Source organism: Nostoc sp. UHCC 0251 (assembly GCF_034932245.1).
GTDB lineage: Bacteria > Cyanobacteriota > Cyanobacteriia > Cyanobacteriales > Nostocaceae > Nostoc.
Map to the genome: position 1 here is coordinate 1 of NZ_JAYGHD010000152.1, position 8,490 is coordinate 8,490.

Here is an 8,490-nt window from a genome sequence, read left to right on the forward strand (position 1 = left end):
AACCTCGCCCGAAGTCAAGCGACAATCATCATCCCTTTCCCCTTTCCCCTTTAACATGAACCCTTTTATTGCTTTCTGGACTAGGCAAGGCAGTCGGGTTACTAACTTTTTTGAGTGCGATAAAAACGTCGTAACGGTTGCTGCGATTATCGCTGACGGCGGATGTCATCCCAATTGAGCGCGTTGCAGCTAGCAAAGCTTGTTGATTGGGAATTAAAGTTGGCAAGGGGAAATTTTTCACAGTTCGTTCGACATCCAGAAAAAATTGACCATTTGTCGGATTTGGTTCTGTAGGAACTGTTTGTTGGAATGGAAGAGTGCTAGCTAGTACGTTGTTGGGTTTGGGAACAATTTTATCAGTAATGGGAGCGCCCACTACTAGAAAAGCGACATCTTTATCTAACCAGCCGTGGGTGGCAGTTAAAGTACCATAGGGTGAAACCCAGTTAACAACGGGTTGGCCTGCGACTTTCGCCGGTTGAACTTGGAACTGGTATTGATTTCTCATCACTTCATCGAGCTGTTTTATGGATGCTTCAGCTGATTGGCGATCGCTTGTCTGTACCATGAACAGTAAACCGACACGAAAATCATCTGGTGAACCTGGTTTTGGAGTAGTAGGAATCAGTGATAAGGAAAACTCGCCTTTCATCCAACTGAGCAAATCCTTATCTAAATCGAGATCGGTAAGCGATTTTATCCCACTTCTGATCTGTTCTGGTGCGATCGGCGAGAGGGGATTTCTCTGAGATGTTAAAACGTAATCTCTCCACAACCTCTGTAAGTTACCACCAGATAGCATCATTAAGGTTTCTGCTGGTACACGACTTTGCATTTTCCCAGCTTTGTTTTCCACCGCCAGCACCCGTTGACTATTAGGGTTAAGCCAAGAAACGCCCTGAAAGCGGATTCCTTCTGCCTCTAAAGTCATTGTCCCCGCTAAACCTTGGTTATTTTGCAGTTGAGCCAAAACTTGAGCAGGTAAAGGGCGGTTTGGAGAAGCGGCAGCTATTTTGGCTGCTGTTGGCACATTTACGTAAAACTGGGCAAATCGTTTGTGATTGGCAATTTTCGGAAAATTCTCGGCAAAGCCCCCTGTTGTCGCTAGGGATGTTTTATTTTTGTAGGCGTCAATTGCTCGTTCTGTAGCTTTGGGACTATCAGTTATGACTAAAAAACGCCCATCTAGTAATGCTGCTGAGAAATTTTCCCCTGCTTGTCCCTGACTTTGTTTAATGGCGATCCCTTGATAAGTACGGTCAATCCATTTGCCTTGTTTAAGGGTTTTGGGTTGTGCCAAAATGCTTTTGGCGATTTCTGAGTTTTTTACTGGCAATACCATTACCATCGACTGCTGATCACTCGCAGCACTTTCCTTGGTGGTAACGGGTTTGGGTGCAGGTTTACTGGCTGTTGCTGGGGTAAGAATTGCGATTGTAACGTCGTTGCCTACCCAAGGAGCGATATCTTTCTGAAATTCGTAACCATTATTAGTCAGAAAGCGATCGCGCAATTCAACTAAATTTTTGTCTAGTTCTGTTTGGGTTTCTTTTGTGCCAAACTGCCGCAATTTCTGCCACTGCTGGGGATCTGTTGTCAGAGAAACCGCAAACAGGGCATCACCAGGAATAATATTTGCACCTACTAGCAAATTGCTGGAAGATAGTTGTCTCTGGTTTAACAACCAGTATGCTACACTCCCCACGCCAATCAATAGCCCAGCAGCCGAAAGCGTCAGCACCAGAGACGGTTTCTTATTTTTCTTCATTGGAACGGACACAAGAGGCGGTGCCATTGAAACCTATACCTTATATGCAAACTCATTACTTGCTTGATTAGTCAAGTACACCAACTGGTTTAACCATTCTTGAGGGCAGCTAATTATATTAAATTTTTCCACCCTAGATGTTGATAGTACTTCGGTAATCAACCTTCCCGACTCTTTCAAAAGCTTTGTTTTTGGTTCAGTTACCATTTTTAACACGCTTTTTTGAATTTCGTAGGACGTTTCCCTAAGATTAATGCCTTAGTTGGAAAGTTTCCGCAAGTAAATTTGTTATTCTAAGCAATTTAGAGAATATAATTAACTGGACAAAGCTGCAACTCAATTTCAGCTACGTAGCTTTACTCGGTAGCGATCGCCTACGGCGGGCGGGTACGCCATCGCGCCACATCATAAGTAAAATATTTTTTGGGTCAATAAATATGGTAGGCAAAGCTATGCCATCAAGCTTATTGCCTACCTACACTTGCAACTCAAATCCAGGTAATATATCTTCTCCCGAAACAATCGCTGGCATTTGCACAACTTCTACAGGTTTCAAAAGTCGGTAAATTTCAACTTGGCGATCTTGAGGATTAATCAGCCAACCCAAACGCAGACCATTTTTAATGTATTCCTGCATTTTCTCTTGAATCGGTGCAAGGCGATCTGTCTCAGAACGCAGTTCAATCAAAAAGTCGGGTACAAGTGGCGGAAATTTTTTTCGTTGTTCTGGTGTTAAAGTTTCCCACCTCTCCAATTTTACCCAAGCAGCATCAGGTGAACGTTTTGCACCGTTGGGAAGTATAAAGATAGTTGAAGAACTAAAAACTTTCCCTAATTTAGCTTGACGATTCCAAATTTCTAAATCAGCAATCAGTCCAGCTTCTTGATTTCCGCTTTCTCCTCCTACTGGTGGCACAATTATTAATTCTCCAGCTGCATTCATTTCCAGGCTTAAATCACGATTGGCAATACACAATTGATAAAATTGCTCATCAGTTAAATGAGCAATCGGTTCTAGATTTAGCACAACAGTATTCATTAAACCTTTCCTCGTGTCTTTCTTGCTCACATCAGTAGGAAATTCTTGCTTGTGGAAAAATTTTTTAGGGCGTAATTTGCAACCATTCTACACTTGCAACTCAAATCCAGGTAATATATCAAACTTAATTACGAATTACGTTAGCGACGCGCAAAGCGAGTCCGCGAGCGTCATTACGAATTACGAATTACGAATTACGAATTATTTCAATTGCATAGCTCCCAAATATTTAGTTAAATAAGGCGAAAAAACTTCATAAATTAAGGTTAGTGGCTGTCCATGATGCCAAAACAGGTAGTGGCGACCCCAAAAAGGCCCAGTTATATCAAAACCAGACTCTAGCGCCGATGAGTCACCGTAGTAAATTCCTCGAACATCCCGATATAACTCTGTACGGAGACGAGCTAAACTTGCCCAAATTGGTAATGAACGATTTTGCAAATACTCATCTACATGACTAGCTTCCCACCACGAGGTGGCATAGGCTAATCTTTGGCCAGAAGCAGTCCGCAGCCACACTTGTCGCCGTAGTCGCGGCCCTGGGACAGCTTGAATTAAGTCAGGAGCACCATCTAAGTCCATGCCAATCAATGACATATCAATGACATCTACTTCTACAGGCTCACCTGTAAGCAATTCTAGGTGACGTGTTGGAGAGCCATCACCCAAAAGCATTAATTGCCAAGCAGGTGCTAGCTGAGTATGAGGTAAACTTTGTTGAATTATTTCCTCCCCTCCTTGCCAAATCGGAGTGAGGCGATGCCAAGCTGCTGGCAGTGTTAAGTTGTTTGTCGGCGTAAAAGTAATACTCAATGCTTTTTACAAAACTTCACGTATCTCTATAAAAGCATAAAAAACCTGAGCTATACCAAGATTTAAGGGTCAACAGTCTAAGGTAAATTGACCCTTGACTATTGACCCTTGACTAATAAACAAAATATGCGGATGGCGAGACTCGAACTCGCAAGGGCATTGCCCACACGCACCTCAAGCGTGCGCGTATACCAATTCCGCCACATCCGCACGATTTGTCTGAATATAGACTATAGCATAAGAAAATAATTATAGTAAGGTGATATCTAAGTTATATTTCTCAAAAATATAAATTTCTTCCAGGCGGTATCAGACTGACAGAAATTTAGCATCTGCACAAGTGATATTAAAAAGGGTAGAGCGACTGTGACAGAACTGGTGCGTAGGCGCAGCCCGCCGCAGGCATCGCGTACCTGCCATGTTTACAACGGGCTATGACGCTCTCTACGAAACCCTAAAAGCGTAGCTTGCTTCCCTGTAAGGGTACGCGGACACGAGAAAGCGCGTCGCTATCGGCGTCCCAAAAGCCCAGTTTGGTAAGCTAGCCAAGACTTACAGCAGCAATGTTGTTAGTGTAGTAAGACCCGTAGAGGCAGTAAGACTGCAATATACGAGTTTGCTTAAAATCAGGGTGGCGAATCTCCTATGATAATTTGAAATAATGCGAAAGCGTCGTTTCAAGTTGGATTAGAGAAAATGTCAATCTACTGGTAATGATATCGAAACTAAAAAATGAAGTTTGACAAAATATTAATTGCCAATCGGGGAGAAATCGCCCTTCGCATTCTCCGCGCCTGTGAAGAAATGGGGATTGCGACAGTCGCGGTTCATTCCACCGTTGACCGTAATGCTCTCCACGTCCAACTTGCTGATGAAGCGGTTTGCATTGGCGAACCTGCTAGCAGTAAAAGTTATTTGAATATTCCCAATATTATTGCTGCCGCCTTGACGCGCAACGCAACTGCTATTCATCCAGGTTATGGCTTTTTGGCAGAAAATGCCCGGTTTGCAGAAATTTGTGCCGACCATCATATTGCTTTTATCGGTCCAACTCCAGAAGCTATAAAGCTGATGGGCGATAAATCCACTGCCAAAGAAACCATGCAAAAAGCTGGAGTCCCAACAGTACCAGGTAGTGAGGGGTTGGTAGAATCCGAGGAAGAAGGATTAAAATTCGCCAAAGATATCGGCTATCCTGTGATGATCAAAGCCACAGCCGGCGGTGGTGGACGGGGTATGCGCCTGGTGCGTTCTGAAGATGAATTTGTCAAACTTTTTCTCGCGGCCCAAGGAGAAGCAGGAGCAGCATTTGGTAATTCTGGCGTTTACATAGAAAAATTTATTGAACGTCCCCGCCACATCGAGTTTCAAATTTTGGCGGATAACTATGGTAATGTCATCCACTTGGGCGAACGGGATTGCTCAATTCAGCGCCGGAATCAAAAGCTACTAGAAGAAGCTCCCAGTCCGGCTCTCGACGAAGACCTGCGTGAGAAAATGGGAGAAGCTGCTGTCAAAGCTGCCCAATTCATTAATTACAGTGGGGCGGGTACTATCGAGTTTCTCTTGGATAGATCGGGTAAATTCTACTTTATGGAAATGAACACCCGGATTCAAGTAGAACATCCTGTAACAGAGATGATTACTGGCATAGACTTGGTTGCCGAACAAATTCGGATTGCCCAAGGGGAAAGGCTCAAGCTTACCCAAGAACAAGTAGTCTTGCGGGGTCATGCGATTGAGTGCCGCATTAACGCTGAAGACCCCGATCATGACTTTCGCCCTTCTCCAGGACGTATCAGTGGTTATCTTCCTCCTGGAGGGCCTGGTGTTCGGATTGATTCCCACGTTTACACAGATTACCAAATCCCGCCTTACTACGATTCTTTGATTGGCAAGTTAATTGTTTGGGCCCCAGACCGACCCACTGCTATTAACCGCATGAAACGCGCACTCCGGGAATGTGCCATCACTGGACTACCCACGACCATCGGGTTTCATCAAAAAATTATGGAAACTTCACAGTTTTTGCAAGGTAATGTCTATACAAATTTTGTGCAGGAAATGAACGGCTAGTACCGCAAGGCGGAAGTCAAAAGTCAAAAGTCAAAAGTCAAAGGTCACGCCTGCTTTAATTTTGCGCTTTCTGGCTCTAATAAAATGGTAGGTTTATTTCCACTGACCTGTACTAGGGGAGTGGGGAATGGGAGAAGATGAGGGAGATGGAGTGTAACCAATGTCCAATGTCCAATGCCCCGTGCCCCATTCCCCAATCCTTAATTCACACGAGATAGCATAGTCAGCAATCCTTGCTGACCTAGTAATATTTCTCGCAGCAGGCTGAAGATACCAACCCAAATAATAGGTGTAATGTCCACTCCGCCTATGGGTTGTACCAGTTTTCGCAATAGCACTAAAAATGGTTCGGTAGGCCAAGCTATTAAATTAAAGGGCAAACGATTCAGATTCACTTGCGGATACCAAGTGAGAATGATCCGAAATATAAATAAAAATGTCATCACCCCTAACACAGGGCCAAGAATCCAAGCAGTCAGATCAACACCAGTCATCGGTTTAAGGTACTATCTATCTGTAAAGAAAGAAAAACTTAGGCAACGGCAAGCCGCGCTTCGCGTAGGCGTAGCCCATCGTAGACATCGCCACAAAATTTTAAGCTTTGTAAAGCCCTCTTATCATCATTTTAACTAAATGCTGCTACTTTCTTCAGGAATAAAAACTAAACTCGCTCACAGCAGTTACGAAGTTTGGCAGTTCAGAGTTAGAGGCTTCTCAAGAAAGTAATACACTATTAAAATTAGGATGAAGTGTGTAAAAAAAGGTTTAGAAGTATGACGCCTTCTTTAGCAAATTTTCTTTGGAGTCTGCTATGGGGTACTGCAATTGTTGTGATACCCGTTACAGTTGGTCTAATTTTCATTAGCCAAAAAGATAAAATTCAGCGTTCATAATGCTTATGAGGGTCAAACTGACTCTCACAACCGATTGTCTGTCAGCTATTTATAATTGCACTAAAAGCAGCAGTATTTGCCGCCAGAAGCATTTGTAGCTAACAGACATAGGTTTTTTTACTTTTCGGTGAACGGCTTCAGAGCTTCTTTGCCAGAGGCTTTGAAGCTTCAATATATCTTGCCTAATTACAGTAGTGATTTTAATTGTGACTCGCTAACATAGATTTGATATTGGGAAAACAGCAATGATAAATTTTGGGCTGAACTCAGCCAGTTTTCTGGCTCAGGTAAATTTTGGGGCAAACTCAGCCAGTATTCTAGGAATTTTCCTGGCTGTGGCTGGGGCAGCACTGTATTTTCTCCGCACTGTGCGTCCAGAATTGTCACGAGATCAAGATATCTTTTTTGCGGCAGTCGGCTTGCTCTGCGGCTTCATTCTCGTGTTTCAAGGATGGCGACTAGATCCGATTCTACAATTTGGTCAACTGCTTTTAGTTGGCACAACTGTCTTTTTTGCAGTTGAAAGTATTCGCTTGCGGAGTATAGCTACCCAGCAAGCAAAGCGCAACACTCCGATTGTGGACGATGAGCGAGAGGTAAGCGGAAATTATTCAATGAACCGCAACCGCAAGAGGTATGGGGCTGAGATGGAGGCAGACTTAGATCCACTGCCTTATGAAGACGAGGAAGAACGGCCCTCGCGTCGCCGGATTCAGGGTAGCAGAGATGAGATTTCAACTCGTGATGACTACTACGAGGAGCAACCCCCCCGTCGCACAGAACGCCGTAACACCAGCAGTAGCGAAAGACAGGCTCCAGCTGATAGAACACGGCGGCGGACTTCTGGGCGTCCTGTAAATCGCCCTTCTGAAAGCGATGAAGGAGAAAATTGGGGTTCTTCATCTAGGCAAGTTGATGATTGGGAAAGTTCGGGAGGGGAAGTTAGAAAACCTTCTCGGCGTAGTAATAACGGGACTGGGCGTCCAGAAAATCGTGAAGATGATGTCGCTCCTAGACCAAGAAGGCGTCGTCCACCCACTGACTCAACTCCTCGAAGACCGCGCGAAGATGATGAGGCGATCCCAACTGATTATGTGCCATACAACCCGATTGAAAAGCCAAATCAGGGACCAGATAATTCGACCGATTTTGATGATGATGTTTGAACCAGTTTGCACAGAAGTAGGTTTAAAGGCGACGGAAAAAAGTTGAGGTGGAAAAATTTACGCCTACATTTTGGCTCCAAAGACCAATTCATTGGAGCCTGGTTTTTGGTTTAACAAGTTTGCTTGCATCTTGTAGTTATAACGATATTCCTATAGGGCCTACTTCCCTCAACAGTCGCTACACCGAGGAGCAACCTGCTTTGAGTGGAAATGGGCGCTTTTTAGCGTTTGTATCTAATCGAAATGGTAATCAGCAGCTATTGGTTTTCGATGTGGAAAGGCAACTGTTTATTGGCACGCCGGGCATAAACCGAGCGGAGACAATTGCCGAAAGCCCTAGCTTGAGCTATACCGGGCGTTATATTGCTTATATTACTAGCGACCAAGGTAGACCAGTGGTGGCGCTTTACGATCGCGCTACGCAACAGTCGCAAATCGTCACACCAACCTATCGTGGCTGGGTTAGAAAACCAAATATCAGCCCAGATGGACGTTATGTTGCTTTTGAAACCGCCAGCCGTGGTCAGTGGGATATTGAAGTCCTAGACCGGGGGCCAAATATTGAGTTAGATATTCCCAATGGTGCAACTGTAGGTTCACCTCCGTAGAAGAGAGGGAGCAGGGAGTGAGAGGATGAGGGAGCAGGGGAAGCAGGGGAAGCAGGGGGAGAAAGAATAACTAATGCCCCATGCCCCATGCCCAATGCCCCATGCCCCATGCCCAATGCCCAATGCC

8 protein-coding genes and 1 tRNA gene are annotated in these 8,490 nt (G+C 44.5%); 4 read left to right on the forward strand and 5 right to left on the reverse strand.

Translation table 11 applies throughout. The annotated features are described in order from the left end of the window. Positions 1-28 precede the first annotated feature (28 nt). The 4 genes from VB740_RS15810 to VB740_RS15825 all read right to left on the reverse strand — a co-directional run bounded on the left by VB740_RS15810 (position 29) and on the right by VB740_RS15825 (position 3,830). Complete coding sequence (locus VB740_RS15810; protein WP_323200923.1) at positions 29-1,795, reverse strand: DUF3352 domain-containing protein; 1,767 nt, start codon at positions 1,793-1,795, stop codon at positions 29-31. Positions 1,796-2,243: 448 nt separating this feature from the next. Next, positions 2,244-2,807, reverse strand: coding sequence for a Uma2 family endonuclease (locus VB740_RS15815; RefSeq protein ID WP_323200924.1), 564 nt, complete (start codon positions 2,805-2,807; stop codon positions 2,244-2,246). 201 nt (positions 2,808-3,008) lie between these two features. Beyond that, positions 3,009-3,620, reverse strand: coding sequence for a chorismate lyase (locus VB740_RS15820; RefSeq protein WP_323200925.1), 612 nt, complete (start codon positions 3,618-3,620; stop codon positions 3,009-3,011). Positions 3,621-3,747: 127 nt separating this feature from the next. After that, a tRNA-Leu gene (locus tag VB740_RS15825) sits at positions 3,748-3,830 on the reverse strand. A gap of 522 nt (positions 3,831-4,352) precedes the next feature. Between VB740_RS15825 and accC the strand changes: the two genes are divergently transcribed. Beyond that, positions 4,353-5,696 (forward strand): acetyl-CoA carboxylase biotin carboxylase subunit, encoded by a 1,344-nt coding sequence (gene accC / locus VB740_RS15830; RefSeq protein WP_323200926.1) that lies wholly within the window; start codon positions 4,353-4,355, stop codon positions 5,694-5,696. A gap of 200 nt (positions 5,697-5,896) precedes the next feature. On the opposite strand, the gene VB740_RS15835 is transcribed toward accC, so the two are convergent. Further along, entirely contained in the window at positions 5,897-6,190 is a 294-nt protein-coding gene (locus VB740_RS15835) for a YggT family protein (RefSeq protein ID WP_323200927.1), read from the reverse strand. Positions 6,191-6,469: 279 nt separating this feature from the next. Between VB740_RS15835 and psbX the strand changes: the two genes are divergently transcribed. The 3 genes from psbX to VB740_RS15850 all read left to right on the forward strand — a co-directional run bounded on the left by psbX (position 6,470) and on the right by VB740_RS15850 (position 8,363). Next, on the forward strand, positions 6,470-6,589 hold the full coding sequence (gene psbX / locus VB740_RS15840) for a photosystem II reaction center X protein (protein WP_012412183.1): 120 nt from the start codon (positions 6,470-6,472) through the stop codon (positions 6,587-6,589). 245 nt (positions 6,590-6,834) lie between these two features. Then, entirely contained in the window at positions 6,835-7,755 is a 921-nt protein-coding gene (locus VB740_RS15845; RefSeq protein WP_323200928.1) for a Ycf66 family protein, read from the forward strand. Between the two features lie 47 nt (positions 7,756-7,802). After that, positions 7,803-8,363 (forward strand): hypothetical protein, encoded by a 561-nt coding sequence (locus tag VB740_RS15850; RefSeq protein WP_323200929.1) that lies wholly within the window; start codon positions 7,803-7,805, stop codon positions 8,361-8,363. Positions 8,364-8,490 lie beyond the last annotated feature (127 nt).